Origin of the sequence: Blastochloris sulfoviridis (genome assembly GCF_008630065.1) — a bacterium.
Taxonomy (GTDB): Bacteria; Pseudomonadota; Alphaproteobacteria; order Rhizobiales; family Xanthobacteraceae; genus Blastochloris; species Blastochloris sulfoviridis.
In genome coordinates this window covers 20,137-36,849 of the sequence record NZ_VWPL01000034.1, presented here as the reverse complement: position 1 = coordinate 36,849, position 16,713 = coordinate 20,137, and the positions used below count along the sequence as shown (strand labels likewise).

The window sequence follows — 16,713 nt, the reverse complement described above, 5'->3', positions numbered from 1 at the left end:
GCCCTCATCGCCATCGCCCGAAAGCTCCTGACCATCCTCAACGCCATGATTCGAGACAACAAACCCTGGCGAGACCCCAAAGCCGCATGACAGTTGCTCGCGCGCGCTTTGCGCGCTTGCCCGGGACGGCAACCTCTCCCCCGCGTCATCCCGCCTACAGGTCATCCAGCCGGTTGGCGCTGGGCTTGAGCTCCAGCGGCCGCGCTGCGCTCTGCAGCGCGAAGCCGGCCGCACCCGTGGCGTCCGGTCGGCGCGCCGCCACCAGCATCGACGGATCGAGCCGGCGCTTGTCGTCGAGGTCGTAGACGTCCTCGCGAAAATGTGCGGTGCCGTCGGCGGTGCCCCAGCCGGTGAGATAGATCCACACCACCGGCATCGCGTTGGTGAGCCGGATGTCGGTGCGCCGGCCGGTGGCGATCGCCGCGTCGATCTGCTTGCGCTCCCAGCCCGGCGTATCCGTGAGCAGCCAGGCCGCGAGGTCGCGGACATTGCCGACGCGCACGCAGCCATGCGAGTGGAAGCGGTAGTCGGAGCGGAACAGGTCGCGCCGCGGCGTGTCGTGCATGTAGACCGAATAGCTGTTCGGCATGTCGATGCGCAGGAAGCCCAGCGAATTCGACGCGCCGGAATCCTGGCGGACGCTGAAATTGACCGGGCCGTTCGGGTTCACCGTGCGCGGATCGATCTCGCGGCCGGACCCATCGATCAGCCGCATGTTGGCGCGGGCGAGATAGGCGGGGTCGCGCGCCAGCTTGGGCAGGATCTCCTTCTTGACGATGGAGAGCGGCGCCGTCCAGGTCGGGTTGAGATTGACCGCCGTGATGCGGGCCACCAGTTCCGGCGAGGCGTTCTCGGGCCTGCCGACCACCGCCGGAAAGCGCCGCGCCACCTGGCCGCCGTCCACCGCCTCCACCGCCGCCGCGGCGAGGTTCACCGCCACGTAGCGCTGGGCGAACACGAAGTCGCGCTCGGCGAGGCGGGCCAGCGAGGCTTCGAGCTGGCGCACCCGCTCGGCCGCCGGCACGTTGAGCGCCTTCAGGGTCATCGGCCCGACCGCGCCGGTGGTGGTGAGCCCGTGGCGAAGCTGGAAGCGGCGCAGCGCCTCCTCCAGCTCCATGTCGAACGCGCCGTCCCCGGCGGCCTCGGGCGCGAGGTCGCCGGAGGCGGCCAGCCGCTGGCGCAGCACCGTCACCGCCGGCCCGGTGGCGCCGAGCGCCAGCGTGGTGCCTGCGGGCGGCGGCGGCACGCGCGGCCAGCCGCCGCGGCTGGCGATGTCGCGATAGAGCATCAGCGCGCGCTCGGTGGCGCGCAGGCTGTCGGGCGAGAAGGTGGGGATGGGCGACTGCGAGACGGTGACCTGCTCGGGGCCGTCGGTGCGGGGCGGCGCCGGCGGGCGCGGCTGCGGCACGATCGGCGCCGAAGGCTGCACGACGGCCGCCGTCTCGGGCGCGGCCACGCGCGAATCGATGGTGTCGGTCTGGAAGCCGTCGGCGGCCAGCGGCGCCAGGGCATTCCACTGGGCGCGCGACGGCAGCGCCCAAACGACCAGCGCCAAGGTGATCGGCGCTCCGGCGATCAGCGCCGCGAGCGGCAGGGTGCAGGCAAGACGGCGGAACGGAACCATGGCCTGGGTCTCGGCGGAATGAAGGTCGGGCAGAAAACGCCCCCGAATCCGAAGGTCGCCAGCAGAGCCGATTCGGTTCGAACGCGCGCGCTGTTTCCTGCACTTTCCGGCTGATCAAGCCGGGGTTCCGAAAACCAAGGCGACGACTTGAGGCGTCGACGCGCGCTCGCCGGCCGTTCCGTCACATGCAGGTACGCTCCAGGTCTTCCAGCATCTCCAGCGTCTCCTGGTCGTCGATCTCTTCCAGGATCTCGCGGAGCGTCGGCAGATAATTGTGCAGCACGCGCAGGTCGTCGAGTCCCCGGCCGTGGGCGAGCGCCCGCTGCTGGCGGAAATAGCCCCAGAACGGGTTGTCGCTCGTGGCGACGTAGTCCTCGATCCGCGCCATCGCCAGGCGGGTCTTGCCGTCGCAATCGATGTTCTTGAATGTTACGTAACGGTCGGTACGCTGATCCATCTTGGCCCCTTTGGGAAGTTGCCGATCGGCTAGCAAGCTCCGTGCCGTTACGGCCGAAAAGTCACAGGATATGCCCGCCGTCGCCCCGGCCAAGCGGCGCAAGCCGGGACGACGGATCTCACTCGTCATCCCGGGCAAGCAGCGAAGCTGCGCGACCCGGGATCGTGAGGGGCGGTGGAGCTGCCCGGCAGGCGGCCCGCCCGGGGGGCGCGCCGTGTCGGAAAGCCTACGCGGCCTGCGAGCCGCGGCCGGCAAGAACGCGGATCAGCGCCACGGCGTCGGGCGGCGGGGCACGCTCGATGCGGCGGTAGACCCGGCCGTCCGGCGTGCGGGTCATCAGGCCGGAATCGATCATGTCGCGTCGCAGAAGCGCGTAGTCGCCGAAGGCGTGCTGGTCGAGCAGCAGGAGGTTGATTTCGCGCTCGGCGAAGTCGCGCCGCGCCGGGATGCGCGACCACAACACCCACAGGCAGGTCTGCTGCTGGTTGAACTTCTTCGGCCAGCGCACGAGCCGCCCGGCGTCGTCGAACAGCCGGGCGAGCCGCTCGATACGCCTGAAATCGATCGCCGGCGGGGGCGGCGCCGGTTGGACGATCGGCTGCTCAAGGCGCTCGTGCGCCTCGAACTGGGCGCGGAAGTGCTGGAAGTTCTTCCAGCCGGCGCCGCGCGCCAGCATGTTGAGCAGCTCGACATGGCCGGGCGGCGCCTCGCGGCTGTCGAGCTGGCTCTTCAGCGCGCGGGCAAGCGCGGAGATATCCTCCGCGTGGAACGGAAAGATCGGTCTGGACATCGCTGATCCCCTTCGTGCCAATCCGGGATCGGAGCGTCGTGGCCGCCGGCTTGCGACACGGGCACGGGGTGCGCGGTGTCGATCGGACGAAAGATGGCAGGTTCAGCTTCCCTTGCGGGACGGCGACGCCTCGGTGAACTGCCGACCGGGGGCGGATATAGGCGCGTGCCGCGCCGGCCGCAAGGGAATCGGCTCCCAGCTCGCTGACAGCCGCCTGACGGGCTGGGTCAGTCCGCCGTCAGCCGCTCTGTGCGAGGGTTTTCTTCGGGATCACCGGGGGCCCTCGGGATCACCGGGGGCCCTGCGGCGTTGATGAACGCACGAGGGGGTCCAACCGGAAATCCCAGGAGGATGTCATGACACACAGCCTTTCGAAGATCGCAGTCCGTGCGACGGCACCCATTGCCCTGCTCGGCGCGGCGCTGCTGATGGCCGTCCCGGCCGGCGCCCAGGGAGGCATGGGCGGCGGGATGGGTGGCGGCACCGGCTTGGGCCCGGTCGGCCAGACCTGCACGGCCGATCTCGCCAAATACTGCGCCAAGGTTCCGCACGGCTCCGGCGAGGCGCGCGCCTGCCTCGAAGCCAACCGCGACAAGCTGTCGGCGGACTGCCGCACCGCGCTCGACAACACTGGCGGTGGCCGCGGCATGGGCCGCAACCGGCAGAATTGATCGGGTGCGGCCGGCCCGCCCGTCCGGACCCGAGCCCGGACGGGCGAGTCGAACTCTCTCTGGTCGTCCCCGGCGACCGCCGAAGGCGGTCGGGAAGGGGACCCATGACCGCGCCGCGCGAAGCAGATGCGTTGTTGGGGTGCCGGCGTTGATGCGCCGCTCTCCGGCTGTCGTGGATCGTGGGTTCCCTTCCCTAGAGCGTTATCCGATCTGACTGCATCAGATCGGATAACGCTCTAAGTTTCTGGTTTGTCGCATTTTCTTTCGCACAACCGGTATCCACTTGTGCGGAAAATGCTCTAGCATCGCTGTCGCGATGCTCGCCGGGAACGACGAGGGGTCGTCCCCGGACACGGCGAAGGGCCGCCCCTGCTACCCCGCCACCAGGATATGCAGCCGGCGCGGCCCGTGGGCGCCGAACACCAGCCGCTGCTCGATGTCGGCGGAGCGCGACGGGCCGGTGATCCAGTTGACGTTGCGCGGCATCACCAAGGGCCCGTAATGGGCGCGCAGCGCGTCCCACACCGTCTCGTAGTCGCCCACCACGTCGTCGGCCGCCAGCACCACGATGTGGGTGTCGGGCAGGAAGTTGAGCGTGGTCGGGTTGTTCGGCCCCGACAGCAGCACCAGCGTGCCGGACTCGGCGACCGCGGCGAAGGCGAACGACACCGCGGCGAGGTCGCCGCCGTCGGAGGGGCCAAGCCCGATCTCCAGCGCCGGCTCGGCGTGCCAGGGCAGCGCGGCAAGCCTGGGGTCGGCGCCCATCCGCACCTGCAGCGGCAGATTGTGGGCGCGCAGCACGGCGCTGATGGCGGCCGGCACCGCGTTCAAACTCGCCAGCGGCTCGACCGTGGCGCCGGCAGCAGTCGCCTGGTCGCGAAACAGCGCAAGACGGCCCGCGCGGTCGAGCTGGCCGCGCGCCGGGATCGGCCCGCGCGGATGGCTGGCAAGCCGCGACGCCACCACGTCGCGCCGCAGCTCCTCGAACGCCGCGGCATCGAGCGCGTGGCGCAGCGTGCCCAGCACGCGGTCGCGGCTGGTGGCGCGCGGCGGCCGGTTGACCGGCTTGAGGGTGGGGGCGGACTCGCTGTCGCTCATCGGGCGGCCCTCCGGCGTGCCTTGACGTGCTGTTTCCAGGCGGCCTGGAAGGTGGTGCCGGCCGGCGCCGGCAGGTCGCGCTGGGAGGTCCAGCCGCCGGCGAACGGCAGCCAGCGCAGCCGGCCGCGGCCGAAGGCGAGAAGGCGCAAGAGCGCCACGCCGAGCCGGCTCGCCGGCCGGTAGAGCCAGCCGCGCCGTGCGAAATAGGCCCAGGCGTCGAGGGCGTAGCGCTCGGCCAGCGGCATCTGGCTCTTCTCGAACTGCCGCTCGCGCCAGTGCCGCATCATCTTCGGCAGCGGAATGCGCATCGGGCAGACCTCCTCGCAGCGGCCGCAGAAGGTCGAGGCGTTGGGCAGGTGGCCGGCCTGATGGATGCCGATCAGCGTTGGCGTCAGCACCGCGCCCATCGGCCCGCCATAGACCCAGCCATAGGCGTGGCCGCCGACCCGCTGATAGACCGGGCAGTGGTTGAAGCAGGCGCCGCAGCGGATGCAGCGCAGCATCGGCTGGAACGGCGTGCCGAGCATGCGCGAGCGGCCGTTGTCGAGCAGCACGACGTGATATTCGCCCGGCCCGTCGGGATCGGCGGCGCGCCGCGGCCCGGTCGAGAACGTGGTGTAGACCGCCTGCTCCTGGCCGGTGGCCGAGCGCGCCAGCACGCGCAGGAGCGTGGTGGCGTCCTCCAGCGTCGGCACCACCTTCTCGATCGAGGCCAGCACGATGTGGGCCTTCGGCAGCGTCTGCGTCAGGTCGCCATTGCCCTCATTGGTGACGATCACCGAGGTGCCGGTCTCGGCGATCAGAAAATTGGCGCCGGTGATGCCGACATCGGCGGCGAGGAAGCGCTCGCGCAGGATGCCGCGCGCCTCCGCCAGCATGGTCGCCGCCTCGTCGAGATTGCGCTCCTTGGGCAGATGGGTGTGGACGCGGCGGAAGTCGGCCTCCACCTGCTCGCGCGTCAGATGCACCGCCGGGGCGATGATGTGCGAGGGCATCTCGCCGCGCAGCTGGATGATGTATTCGCCGAGATCGGTCTCGACCGGGGTGACGCCGTTCTGCTCCAGGTGCTCGTTGAGCGCGATCTCTTCGGAGATCATGCTCTTGCCCTTGGTGGCGGTCCTGGCGCCGAGCCGCTTGCAGATGTCGAGCACGATGGTGCGCGCATCCTCTGCGGTTGCCGCCCAGTGCACGTGGCCGCCGGCCTGGACCACCTTGTCCTCGAAGGCGGTGAGATAGAGGTCGAGATGGGCCAGCGTGTGGTCCTTGATGTCGCGCGCGGCGTCGCGCAGCGCCTCGAACTCGGGCAGGCGCTCGGTGGCGGCTCTGCGGCGGCCGATGAAATTGGCCTCCAGGTTGCGCATCGATGTCTGCAGCGGCGCATCGGCGAGCGCCTGCCGGGCATTGGCCTTGAAGGCCGGGGAGGTGATGCGGACAGCCACGGCGCTAGCTCCGGTCCGGTTCGCCGATCGCCGGCTCGTGGCCCATGCCGGCCAGCATCTCGGCGACGTGGCGGGCCTGGACCTGCCGGCCCTCGCGCTGCATGCGGCCGGCGATGTGCATCAGGCAGCCGAGATCGCCGGCCACCACCATCGGCGCGCCGGTGGCGGCGATGTTGGCGGTCTTGCGGTCGGCGATGGCCGCGGAAATCTCGGGATACTTGACGCTGAACGCGCCGCCGAAGCCGCAGCAGGCCTCGGTGTCGGCCATCTCGGCCAGCGTCAGGCCGACCACGTGGCTCAAGAGCTTGCGCGGCTGGTCCTTGATGCCGAGCTCGCGCAAGCCGGCGCAGCCGTCATGATAGGTGACGGTGCCCTCGTAGATCGCCTGGATGCGCTCGACCTTCAGCACGTCGACCAGGAACGACGTCAGCTCGAACGTCCGGGCGCTGAAGCGGCCGGCCCGCGCCTGCCATTCGGCGTCGTCGAACAGCTCGACATAGTGCGTCTTCATCATGCCGGCGCACGAGCCGGACGGCACCACCACATAGTCGTAGGGTTCGAACGCCTCGATCACCTGCCGCGCCAGATCGCGGGCGGTGGCGCGGTCGCCGGCGTTGAAGGCGGGCTGGCCGCAGCAGGTCTGGCGCGGCACCTCGACGCTGCAGCCGGCATCCTCCAGGAGCTTGGCGGCAGCGAAGCCGACACGCGGCCGCATCAGGTCGACAAGGCAGGTGACGAACAGGCCGACGCGCGGCTGCGCCGGGGTCTGCGAATTCATGCGGGTCTCTCCCGGGGGCGACGTCTGCGCCGCACAGCACTCCCGTGCCGCCCGCGGCGTGGCGGACTGTGACGGAACGCCTTCAGGCATGCAAGGCCACACGCCCCGCGCTCACCGAAGGTCAAGCCCGGTGCACGCCGAAGGCGGCGCGGTGGCCAGCGCGGGTTGATCGGTGCGGGTTGGTCCGTTCGCGATGATCGGAGCGCGGCGGCCCGTGCGTGGCGGTCAGTGCGCGTTGGCCTTGGACTTCTTCTTTTTCTTCGCCGGCGGTGCCGGCTCCAGCGTCACGCTCACCGGATTGGGAGAAAGCTGGGGCTGCGTCTCATAGGTGCTGTCGCTGCTGCAACTCATAGGTGCTGTCGCCGCTGCCCGACGCGACCCAGCCGACCTCGACCGACTGGTCGAGGAAGCCCGGCTTGCCGACGGTGACCACATATGCTCGGCGCCGGGCGGAACCTTGATCGTGCAGGGCGTCGCCGCGCAGCTCTCGCCGCTCGACACCCGGGCCTGCGCGCCGGCCGGCTCCGAGGTGACCTGAAGCTCGGTCGCCGACGACCCGAAGACGCCGGTGCCGTCGAAATCCGTTCCCGTCCCGTCGCACCCGCCCAAAGCGAGCGCCGCCGCTGCGACCATCCCCGCACCGAACCGTATGCCATGACCCCACTGCACGCTGTCATGGCAAGGGATGCCGGAAAATCAAGCGAGTCAATCAGAGGTTCTGTAGCCGAATTGTCACGATCAACAGCTTCTGTGCGCTGAAGCAGGAAGGGGTTGCCGTTTGTAGTGAGGGCGGGGCATTCTTCCGCGCATTCGACGCGTCAGGCGGGACGCGGGCGAGGCTGCGGTTCGTCTTCCGATGCCTGTTGTGGTTGCAGGGGCGCCGCGGGCGGGTGCCGCGGCCCTTCGCCGGACGATGGATCGACGCAGGCCGCAACAAGGGAGGCGATTGGTGACGGGAGCAGTAGCGATCGGCGAGGAACGGACGCTCGCGGCCCATCCGTTGCGCACCGCCGTCCTCAACGAGGTCCATGCGCGGCCCTTCACCTTGATGGAGACGCCGCGGCGGGTGCTGCATTTCACCTTCCTCACCGACGTCGAGCACGCCCAGGCCGACCGCGTGGCGCTGGCGCGCTACCTCTCCGCGCGCGGCATCGACCCGCCAAAGGCCGACTTAAAATATTATCGCGCCATGCTCGGGGCGACGCTGCTGCGCTGGGAGCAGCACGCCGAATTCACCACCTACACCTGGGATCTGCCCTCGGAGGGCCTGGCCGGCGTGCCGGTGCCGTTCCATCCGCCGGCGTCCGACATGTCGGACCCGATGCGGCTGGTGCCGCAGCCGGGGCCGCTCCTGGTGGCGGCCGACCTGCATCTGATCGCCGATGCCGGCGCCGGCATCGCGCCCGAGCGGCTGTTCGACCGCACCAGCCTGGCGCGCTCGGTGGTCTATGGCGGGGCGGCCGAGATCGCCACCGACTTCCTGCTCGATCCGGCCGGCTACATCCGCATCCTGGTGCTCGACCGGGCGCTGGGGCCGGCGCGCGCCGGGTCGCTGGTGCAGCGCCTGCTCGAAATCGAGACCTACCGCACGCTGGCGCTGCTCGGCCTGCCGGAGGCCCAGCGGGTGACGCCGCAGGTGCGCCGCATCGAGCGCGCGCTGGCCGACCTCACCGAATCGATGCGCATGACCGAGGGTCTTGCCTCCAACCACCAGCAACTCGACCGCCTCATCACCCTGTCGTCAGAGATCGAGGCCGCCGCCGCCGCGAGCTCCTACCGGTTCGGCGCGTCGCGGGCCTACAACGACATCCTGCTGCAGCGGCTCCAGGCCGTCGACGAGCAGCCGGTGGCCGATTTCCCGACCTGGGCGTCGTTCCTGTCCCGCCGCATGGCGCCGGCGCTGCGCACCTGCCAGGCCATCGCCGACCGGCAGGCCGACCTGTCGGTCAAGCTCGCCCGCGCCGCCGGCCTGTTGCGCACCCGCGTCGACATCGACGTGCAGCGCCAGAACCTCGAAGTGCTCGAATCGATGAACCGCCGCTCGCGGCTGCAGCTCCGCCTGCAGCAGACGGTCGAGGGGCTGTCGATCGCCGCCGTGAGCTACTACGTCGTCGGGCTGATCAGCTATCTCGCCAAGGGCATCTACGATTTCGGCGTGCCGATCTCGCCCGGCCTCATCACCGCCGCGGCGGTGCCGATCGTCGTGCTGGTGCTGTGGCGCCTCGTCTCGCGCATCCGCAAGAAGCACTCCGAACACGAGGGGTGATGGGCTTTCCCCTCACACCGCCGGGCGGAAGGCCGCGCACACGGCCGGGTCGGTGTCGATGCGGGAGGCACCGATCAGGTCGAGGCAGTAGGGCACGGCCGGGAACACCGCCATCAGGCACATCCGGATCGAGGCCGGGCGGCCGGGCAGGTTGATGATCAGGCTGGCGCCGCGGGTGCCGGCGATCTGGCGCGACAGGATGGCGGTCGGCACCTGCTCCAGGCTTTTCCGCCGCATCAATTCGCCGAAGCCCGGCAGCTCCTTGACGATCGCCGCCGCGGTGGCCTCGGGCGTCACGTCGCGCGGCGCCGGGCCGGTGCCGCCGGTGGTCAGGATCAGGTCGCAGCACTCGCGGTCGGCGAGGTCGATCAGGGTGTCGCGCACGCTCTCGAAGCCGTCGGGGATGATTCGCACCACCCGCTGCCACGACGAGACGATGACCTCGTTGAGGAAGCTGGCGATCGCCGGCCCGCCCTCGTCCTCATAGAGGCCCTTGGCGGCGCGGTCGGAGACGGTGACGATGCCGATGCGGGCGATCATGGCGGGCCTCCTTGATGGCGGGCGAGCGGGCCTCTAGACCACTTTTCGCGAAACGTGGGAACGGCATTCGCCAACAGCGCATGAAAACCATTCTTCTCATCGGCATCGGCGCCGGCAATCCCGACCACCTCACCGTCCAGGCGATCGAGGCGCTCAACGCCGCCGACGTGTTCTTCGTCGTCGACAAGGGGGCGCGCACCGCCGACCTGATCCGGCTGCGCGAGGCGATCTGCGCCCGCTTCATCCGCGAACCGCGCTACCGCGTGGCGACGATCGCCGACCCCAAGCGCGACCGCGCGCCCGCCGACTATCTGGCCGCCGTCGAGACCTGGCACCAGGAGCGCGCGGAGGCCTACGAATCCGCCATCGCCAAGGAGCTTGAGGACGGCCAGACCGGCGCCTTCCTGGTCTGGGGCGAGCCCGCGCTCTACGACAGCACCATCCGCATCCTCGACAAGGTGCTGGCGTGCGGGCGCACGGCGTTCGAATGCCGGGTGATCCCCGGCATCAGCGCGGTGCAGGCGCTGGCGGCGGCGCACCGCATCGCGCTCAACACCATCGGCGGCGCGGTGCACGTCACCACCGGCCGGCGGATCGCCGAGGCGGTCGCAACCGGCGCCGACACCATCGTCGTGATGCTCGACGACGGCGCCTCGCTGGAGGCCTTCCCCCGCCGGGACTTCGACATCTTCTGGGGCGCCTATCTCGGAACGCCCGACGAGGTGCTGGTGGCGGGGCCGGCGAGCGAGGTGACCGACGACATCCTCCGCCTGCGCGCCGAGCGCCGGCAGGCCAAGGGCTGGATCATGGACACCTATCTGCTGCGCCGCCGCCCGGTCAGCGCTTGAGCCGCTCGAACGGGGCGCTGATGCGCACCTTCAGCCCCTCCGGCTCCCAGTCCTGGGTGATAGTGGCGCCGAGCTGCGCGGCCACCGCACGCTCCGACAGGATGGTGCCGAAGCCCTTGCGGGTGGGCGGCCGCCCCACCGGCGGCCCGCCCCGCTCCTTCCAGGTGATGCAATAGGCGTCGGGCGTCGCCTCGCAGGCCATCGTCACCTGGCCCTCGGGCACCGACAGCGCGCCGTACTTCACGGCATTGGTGGCGAGCTCGTGCACCAGCAGCGCCAGCGCGGTGGCGGCGTGGATGCCGGTCGGATGGTCCGATCCGGAGACCTCGATCCGGGCGCCGCCATCCTCCTGATAGGCGGCGAGCAGCGTCTCCAGCAGGCCGAGCACGCTGGTCTCGTTGGGATCCTCGCGCTTCGCTCCGCCCGAGGGCTGGACGTAGTCGTGCGCCCGCGCCAGCGCCTCGATGCGCGAGCGCACCGCGTCGGCGAACGGCCGGGCGAGCGGATCGGCCCGCGCCGACAGCGTCACCAGGCTGTTGACCACCGCGAAGATGTTCTTGATGCGGTGCGACAGCTCGCGGGCGATCAGCTCGCGCTGCTCCTCGGCCACCTTGAGGTCGTGAATGTCGGTGCAGGTGCCGAACCAGCGCTCGATCTCGCCGGTTTCGTTGCGCATCGGCAATGCGCGGCCGAGCGTCCAGCGGTATTGGCCGTCATGGCGCCGCAGCCGAAACTCGATGTCGAACGGCTCGCCGCTGGCCAGCGCGTGGTGCCAGCCCTGCTCAACCCGCGTCTCGTCGTCCGGGTGGAGGAGTGCCCGCATCTCGTCGATGTCGGTGCTGCCGTGCGCCGTGCCTGTGTATTCGTACCACCTGTCATTGTAGTAGTCGCTGCGGCCGTCCGGCAGCGCCGACCACACCATCTGCGGCATGGTGTTGAGGATTTCGCGCCAGCGCCGCTCGTTCTGGGCGAGCAGCTCCTCGGTCCGCTTGCGGTTGGTGATGTTGCGCACCGTGCCGACGAGGCGCCTGGGCGCAGGCAGCCCGGGTGCGGCCTCGCCCTTCTCGGTCTGGCCGGTTGCCGCCACCCACAGCATCTCGCCGTCCGGGCGCAGGATGCGGAACTCGTGCTGGAACAGGCCCTCGCCGTCAGGCTCGAACGCGGCGCGCAACAGGCGGTCGGCCTTCGCCCGGTCGGCGGGATGCACGCGGGCCAGCCACCCGGCATAGGGGATCGGCGCGGCGTCCGGCACGGCGAGAAGCGTCCGGCAGGAGTCCGAGCAGGTGACCTTGCCGTCCGGCCGGTCGAGCCACCACAGGCCGAGCCCGGTGGCTTCGACGGCGAGCGTGAGCATTTCCTCCGCCTCGGTTCGGCGCAGCACCTCGGCGCGCAGGTCGATCTCGCCCTCCACCAGCGCCGCGAAGTCCTCCAGCGTGGTGAGCGCATCCTGCGACCAGACGCGCGGGCTGACGTCGATGGCGCACAGCGCGCCCAGCACGTGGCCCTTGGGGGTGCGCACCGGCACGCCGAGATAGGCGACGATGCCGAGCTCGAGCATGGCCGGGTTCTGCGCCACCACCGGGTGGACGAAGGCATTGTCGACCCGGAAGGGGGCGTCGTGGGCGACGACGTGGCGGCAGAAGGCGTGGCTGAGCGGCGTTTCGCGCCGGCTGGCCCAGGGCTCGCCGAGGCCGAAGGCGCTCTTGAAGAACTGCCGGCGATTGTCGACCAGCGAGAACAGCGAGATCGGCACGCCGAGCGTGCGCGCCACCATGCGGGTCAGCCGGTCGAACCGCTCCTCGGTCTCCGAGTCGAGGAGGCCGGTTTCGGCCAGTGCCTCCAGCCGGTTGCGAGCCTCCATCGCACGCGCCCTGCACGCCGCGGCCTCGCGAGAGTCCACGCTATCCTGAGTGTCCGGGGTACCGCGGCTGTCGGCAACTCGGCTGTCGGCAACTCGGCTGTCGGCCTCACGGCTGTCGGCCTCGCGGCTGTCGGCCTCGCGGCCATCGGCCGCCTGCGCCACACTGCCGGGGTACGAGCATTCGTTCTCACTCATATATCACCCGCGCTCTACTTGAAGCAGAAAAATGCGTTCTCGTAGATGCAATCCGGTACACATTCCCCCTCGCGGAACAGCCGCCAGATTTGCACGTCAGTGATTGGTCTCCCAGCCCCCGGTTCAGGTTCATCATTGTGAACAAGGCAGCGCGCAGAGGGAAGCCGAATGCGACAGTTGCGCCCGGTCACAATATCTTGTCTGCGCCGGCCTGCCGGCACGCCCTGCCGTAAGGGCAGGGCGTGCAATCTTTCGACGCCTCGGGCGTCGTCAGCGCTTCAGCGACTTCAGATCCCGCACCGCGCCGCGCGCGGCCGATGTGGTCATCGCCGCATAGGCCTGCAGCGCCGCCGACACCACGCGGTTGCGGTCCTTGGGCTGCCACGCCGCCTCGCCGCGCGCGTCCATCGCCGCCCGGCGGCGGGCGATCTCGGCCTCAGGGACGGCAAGCCGGATGGCGCGGCTCGGGATGTCGATCTCGACGCGATCGCCATCCTCGACCAGCGCGATCAGCCCGCCTTCGGCCGCCTCCGGCGAGACGTGGCCGATGGAGAGGCCCGAGGTGCCGCCGGAGAACCGGCCGTCGGTGATCAGCGCGCAGGCTTTGCCGAGCCCCTTCGACTTGATGTAGCTGGTCGGATACAGCATCTCCTGCATGCCGGGGCCGCCGCGCGGCCCCTCGTAGCGGATCACCACCACGTCGCCCGCCTGGATCCTGCCGCCGAGAATGCCGGCGACCGCGTCGTCCTGGCTTTCGAACACCTTGGCCGGGCCTGAGAAGGTGAGGATCGAGGCGTCGACGCCCGCGGTCTTCACGATGCAGCCGTCGGTGGCGAGGTTGCCCGACAGCACCGCGAGGCCGCCGTCCTTCGAGAAGGCGTGCTCAAGGTCGCGGATCACGCCCTTCTCGCGGTCGAGGTCGACGGCGTCGAAGCGCGCCGCCTGGCTGAAGGCGACCTGGGTCGGCACGCCGCCGGGGGCTGCGCGGTAGAAGGTCTGCACCGCCTCGCTCGTGGTGCGGCGCACGTCCCAGTGCTGAAGCGCGGCGCTTAAGGTTTCGGCGTGGACGGTGCGGGTCGAGGTGTCGATCAGCCCGGCGCGGTCGAGCTCGCCGAGAATGGCCATGATGCCGCCGGCGTGGTGGACGTCCTCGACATGCACGTCGGCCACCGAGGGCGCCACCTTGCACAGGCACGGCACCCGGCGCGACAGCCGGTCGATGTCCTCCATGGTGAAGTTCACGCCGGCCTCGGCGGCGGTGGCCAGCAGGTGCAGCACGGTATTGGTCGAGCCGCCCATGGCGATGTCGAGCGTCATGGCGTTCTCGAACGCCGCGAAGGTGGCGATGGCGCGGGGCAGCACCGAGGCGTCGTCCTGCTCGTAGTGGCGCCGCGCGAGATCGACGATGAGGTGGCCGGCCTCGACGAACAGCCGCTTGCGGTCGGCGTGGGTCGCCACCACCGTGCCGTTGCCGGGCAAGGACAGGCCGAGAGCCTCGGTGAGGCAGTTCATCGAATTGGCGGTGAACATGCCCGAGCACGAGCCGCAGGTCGGGCAGGCCGATCGCTCGATCACCGCCACGTCGGCGTCCGACACCGTGTCGTTGCCGGCGGCGATCATGGCGTCGATCAGGTCGACCTTGTGCGCCTTGCCGGCCAGCGTCACCTTGCCGGCCTCCATCGGCCCGCCGGAGACGAACACCGCGGGGATGTTGAGCCGCATCGCCGCCATCAGCATGCCCGGCGTGATCTTGTCGCAGTTGGAGATGCACACCATGGCGTCGGCGCAGTGCGCGTTGACCATGTACTCCACGCTGTCGGCGATCAGGTCGCGCGAGGGCAGGCTGTAAAGCATGCCGCCATGGCCCATGGCGATGCCGTCGTCGATGGCGATGGTGTTGAACTCCTTGGCCACGCCGCCGGCCGCCTCGATCTCGCGGGCGACGAGCTGGCCCATGTCCTTCAGGTGGACGTGGCCGGGCACGAACTGGGTGAAGGAGTTGACCACCGCGATGATCGGCTTGCCGAAGTCGGCGTCCGTCATGCCGGTGGCGCGCCACAGGCCGCGGGCGCCCGCCATGTTGCGGCCATGGGTTGAGGTCCGGGAGCGATACTGAGGCATAGTCATTCCAATCCGAAGCGCGAGGCCGCGCACCATGCCCCCAACCGCCGGACGGGGCAACGTCGTGATGGACGCGCCGGCCGGAGCCCTCTTCTTCCCCTCTCCCACAAGGCGCTGCGTCATTCAGGGATCTGATTTATTCATTAAATGCCAATAGATTAGCGGGCGGCCCGCGCGGGTTTCGTCGAGAACACCGCAGATGGGCAGGTACCGGTGGCCACAGGATTGAACTCGTCATGCCCGCGCTTGTCGCGGGCATCCACGACTTAAAAATATATTTGGAAACAAAGACGTGGATGGCCGGGACAAGCCCGGCCATGACGACGGCGGGTCTTGGGCAAACGCCTCAGACCCAAGTCTCGCGACAAGAGACCGCGTTTCGGCTCGATCTCGCCACCTTGGCAATTCAGATCCGTGAACGCCGCAACCCGCAAGGGGAGAGAAGAGCGCGGCTCCGGGCCGCGGATGTTCCGAGCGGATCAACTGGAAACCGCATAACACCTTGCGGCCCCGGACCCGTTTCGCGGCGGGCTTTGCCATTGTTTCGCCCGGGCCGGCGCGCTAGACGGGGGCAGCCGGCTATGTTGGCATTGGATTACCTTCCGGCGCGCATCGGAGACTGATTTGGACCGGATTCGCATCAGGGGCGGACACCCGCTCAACGGCACCATCCCGATTTCCGGGGCCAAGAACGCCGCCTTGCCGCTGATGATCGCGAGCCTGCTGACCGACGACATCCTGATTCTCGACAATGTGCCGCGGCTGGCCGACGTCGCCTTGCTGCAGCGTATCCTCGGCAATCACGGCGTCGACGTCATGGTGCCCGGACGGCGGGCCGGCGGCAGCGAGGAATCGCCGCAGACGCTGCAGCTCTCGGCCCGCGCCATCGTCGACACCACCGCGCCCTACGACCTGGTGTCGCGCATGCGCGCCTCGTTCTGGGTGATCGGGCCGCTGCTCGGCCGCATGGGCGAGGCGCGGGTGTCGCTGCCGGGCGGCTGCGCCATCGGCACGCGGCCGGTCGACCTCTACATCTATGCGCTGGAGCGGCTGGGCGCCAAGATCGACATCGAGTCCGGCTATGTGGTGGCCTCGGCCAAGGGCGGGCTGAAGGGCGCCGAGATCGAGTTCCCCAAGGTCTCGGTCGGCGCCACCCACACCGCGCTGATGGCCGCCGTCCTCGCCCACGGCGAGACGGTGATCCGCAACGCCGCGCGCGAGCCGGAGATCGGCGACGTCGCCCAATGCCTGATCAAGATGGGCGCGCACATCGAGGGCGTCGGCACCTCGACGCTCACCATCCGCGGCGTGCCGCGGCTCACCGGCGCCCGCCACGCCGTGCTGCCCGACCGCATCGAGACCGGCACCTATGCCATGGCGGTGGCGATGACCGGCGGCGACGTGCTGCTGGAAGGCGCGCGGCCCGAGCTGCTGCAGGCGGCGTTCGACGTGCTGGGGCAGGCCGGCGCCGAGATCATCCCGGCCAATGACGGGGTGCGGGTGCGCCGCAACGGCGCCGGCATCCTGCCGGTGGAGGTCACCACCCAGCCGTTCCCGGGCTTCCCCACCGACCTGCAGGCCCAGCTGATGGCGCTGATGACCCGCGCCGACGGCACCTCGGTGATCACCGAGACCATCTTCGAGAACCGCTTCATGCACGTGCAGGAGCTGGCGCGGTTCGGCGCCCGCATCCAGCTCGACGGCGAGCGCGCCACCATCGAGGGCGTCGGCAAGCTCAAGGGCGCGCCGGTGATGGCGACCGACCTGCGCGCCTCGGTGTCGCTGGTGATCGCCGGGCTCGCCGCCGAGGGCGAGACCCTCGTCCACCGCGTCTACCACCTCGACCGCGGCTTCGAGCGGCTGGAGCAGAAGCTGTCGCGCTGCGGCGCCGACATCGATCGCATCAGCGGCTGAGGGGTGGCGGGCAAGGGGCGCCCCTTCCTTCCCTCTCCCCTTGCGGGAGAGGGTGCCGAGCGATCGAAAGATCGCGAGGCGGGTGAGGGGTGAATCTTCCCGCATATGCCG

At 70.0% G+C, this 16,713-nt stretch carries 14 protein-coding genes; 5 read left to right on the top strand and 9 right to left on the bottom strand.

Annotated features, from left to right (window positions below; genetic code table 11):
- Nucleotides 1-154 precede the first annotated feature (154 nt).
- The 3 genes from F1193_RS14570 to F1193_RS14560 form a co-directional block, all read right to left on the bottom strand.
- Nucleotides 155-1,624: a L,D-transpeptidase family protein gene (locus tag F1193_RS14570; RefSeq protein WP_150098525.1), complete on the bottom strand. Its 1,470-nt coding sequence runs from the start codon at nt 1,622-1,624 to the stop codon at nt 155-157.
- Between the two features lie 181 nt (nt 1,625-1,805).
- Complete coding sequence (gene cowN / locus F1193_RS14565; protein WP_150098524.1) at nt 1,806-2,081, bottom strand: N(2)-fixation sustaining protein CowN; 276 nt, start codon at nt 2,079-2,081, stop codon at nt 1,806-1,808.
- Nucleotides 2,082-2,307: 226 nt separating this feature from the next.
- Nucleotides 2,308-2,871 (bottom strand): DUF2087 domain-containing protein, encoded by a 564-nt coding sequence (locus F1193_RS14560; protein ID WP_150098523.1) that lies wholly within the window; start codon nt 2,869-2,871, stop codon nt 2,308-2,310.
- Between the two features lie 356 nt (nt 2,872-3,227).
- Between F1193_RS14560 and F1193_RS14555 the strand changes: the two genes are divergently transcribed.
- The gene (locus F1193_RS14555; protein ID WP_246164432.1) at nt 3,228-3,542 is read left to right on the top strand and encodes a cysteine rich repeat-containing protein; all 315 of its coding nucleotides are present in this window, start codon (nt 3,228-3,230) and stop codon (nt 3,540-3,542) included.
- A 372-nt stretch (nt 3,543-3,914) separates the two neighbouring features.
- On the opposite strand, the gene F1193_RS14550 is transcribed toward F1193_RS14555, so the two are convergent.
- Genes F1193_RS14550 through F1193_RS14540 form a run of 3 tightly spaced genes read right to left on the bottom strand, consistent with a single transcriptional unit; the run spans nt 3,915 to nt 6,857 of the window.
- A complete protein-coding gene (locus tag F1193_RS14550; protein WP_150098522.1) occupies nt 3,915-4,640 on the bottom strand; it encodes a LutC/YkgG family protein in 726 nt (241 codons plus the stop codon).
- Nucleotides 4,637-6,079: a LutB/LldF family L-lactate oxidation iron-sulfur protein gene (locus tag F1193_RS14545; RefSeq protein ID WP_150098521.1), complete on the bottom strand. Its 1,443-nt coding sequence runs from the start codon at nt 6,077-6,079 to the stop codon at nt 4,637-4,639. Before F1193_RS14545 ends, F1193_RS14550 begins: the two co-directional genes overlap by 4 nt.
- Before the next feature lie 4 nt (nt 6,080-6,083).
- Nucleotides 6,084-6,857, bottom strand: coding sequence for a (Fe-S)-binding protein (locus F1193_RS14540; protein WP_150098520.1), 774 nt, complete (start codon nt 6,855-6,857; stop codon nt 6,084-6,086).
- A 328-nt stretch (nt 6,858-7,185) separates the two neighbouring features.
- Between F1193_RS14540 and F1193_RS14535 the strand changes: the two genes are divergently transcribed.
- Complete coding sequence (locus tag F1193_RS14535; RefSeq protein WP_150098519.1) at nt 7,186-7,395, top strand: hypothetical protein; 210 nt, start codon at nt 7,186-7,188, stop codon at nt 7,393-7,395.
- Between the two features lie 411 nt (nt 7,396-7,806).
- Nucleotides 7,807-9,123, top strand: coding sequence for a DUF3422 family protein (locus tag F1193_RS14530; protein WP_150098518.1), 1,317 nt, complete (start codon nt 7,807-7,809; stop codon nt 9,121-9,123).
- A 12-nt stretch (nt 9,124-9,135) separates the two neighbouring features.
- Here the strand turns inward: F1193_RS14530 and mog are convergent, their stop codons facing one another.
- Complete coding sequence (gene mog / locus F1193_RS14525; RefSeq protein ID WP_210247384.1) at nt 9,136-9,663, bottom strand: molybdopterin adenylyltransferase; 528 nt, start codon at nt 9,661-9,663, stop codon at nt 9,136-9,138.
- Nucleotides 9,664-9,743: 80 nt separating this feature from the next.
- Between mog and cobF the strand changes: the two genes are divergently transcribed.
- On the top strand, nt 9,744-10,511 hold the full coding sequence (cobF, locus tag F1193_RS14520; RefSeq protein WP_150098517.1) for a precorrin-6A synthase (deacetylating): 768 nt from the start codon (nt 9,744-9,746) through the stop codon (nt 10,509-10,511).
- Here cobF and F1193_RS14515 read toward each other — a convergent pair.
- Together F1193_RS14515 and ilvD are read right to left on the bottom strand one after the other, a co-directional pair.
- Nucleotides 10,501-12,372, bottom strand: a complete 1,872-nt coding sequence (locus tag F1193_RS14515; protein WP_170263677.1) for a PAS domain-containing protein — start codon at nt 12,370-12,372, stop codon at nt 10,501-10,503. The two genes, cobF and F1193_RS14515, sit on opposite strands and share 11 nt — an antisense overlap.
- A 465-nt stretch (nt 12,373-12,837) precedes the next feature.
- Nucleotides 12,838-14,688, bottom strand: coding sequence for a dihydroxy-acid dehydratase (ilvD, locus tag F1193_RS14510; protein ID WP_150098515.1), 1,851 nt, complete (start codon nt 14,686-14,688; stop codon nt 12,838-12,840).
- A 624-nt stretch (nt 14,689-15,312) separates the two neighbouring features.
- Here ilvD and murA point away from each other — a divergent pair.
- Nucleotides 15,313-16,602 (top strand): UDP-N-acetylglucosamine 1-carboxyvinyltransferase, encoded by a 1,290-nt coding sequence (gene murA / locus F1193_RS14505; RefSeq protein ID WP_150098514.1) that lies wholly within the window; start codon nt 15,313-15,315, stop codon nt 16,600-16,602.
- Nucleotides 16,603-16,713 lie beyond the last annotated feature (111 nt).

What these genes read in the sequence shown, in the direction of transcription:
- F1193_RS14570 (WP_150098525.1), bottom strand. Translation starts at nt 1,624, where the DNA reads ATGGTTCCGTTCCGCCGTCTTGCCTGCACCCTGCCGCTCGCGGCGCTG.
- cowN (WP_150098524.1), bottom strand. Translation starts at nt 2,081, where the DNA reads ATGGATCAGCGTACCGACCGTTACGTAACATTCAAGAACATCGATTGC.
- F1193_RS14560 (WP_150098523.1), bottom strand. Translation starts at nt 2,871, where the DNA reads ATGTCCAGACCGATCTTTCCGTTCCACGCGGAGGATATCTCCGCGCTT.
- F1193_RS14555 (WP_246164432.1), top strand. Translation starts at nt 3,228, where the DNA reads ATGACACACAGCCTTTCGAAGATCGCAGTCCGTGCGACGGCACCCATT.
- F1193_RS14550 (WP_150098522.1), bottom strand. Translation starts at nt 4,640, where the DNA reads ATGAGCGACAGCGAGTCCGCCCCCACCCTCAAGCCGGTCAACCGGCCG.
- F1193_RS14540 (WP_150098520.1), bottom strand. Translation starts at nt 6,857, where the DNA reads ATGAATTCGCAGACCCCGGCGCAGCCGCGCGTCGGCCTGTTCGTCACC.
- mog (WP_210247384.1), bottom strand. Translation starts at nt 9,663, where the DNA reads ATGATCGCCCGCATCGGCATCGTCACCGTCTCCGACCGCGCCGCCAAG.
- cobF (WP_150098517.1), top strand. Translation starts at nt 9,744, where the DNA reads ATGAAAACCATTCTTCTCATCGGCATCGGCGCCGGCAATCCCGACCAC.
- F1193_RS14515 (WP_170263677.1), bottom strand. Translation starts at nt 12,372, where the DNA reads ATGGAGGCTCGCAACCGGCTGGAGGCACTGGCCGAAACCGGCCTCCTC.
- ilvD (WP_150098515.1), bottom strand. Translation starts at nt 14,688, where the DNA reads ATGCCTCAGTATCGCTCCCGGACCTCAACCCATGGCCGCAACATGGCG.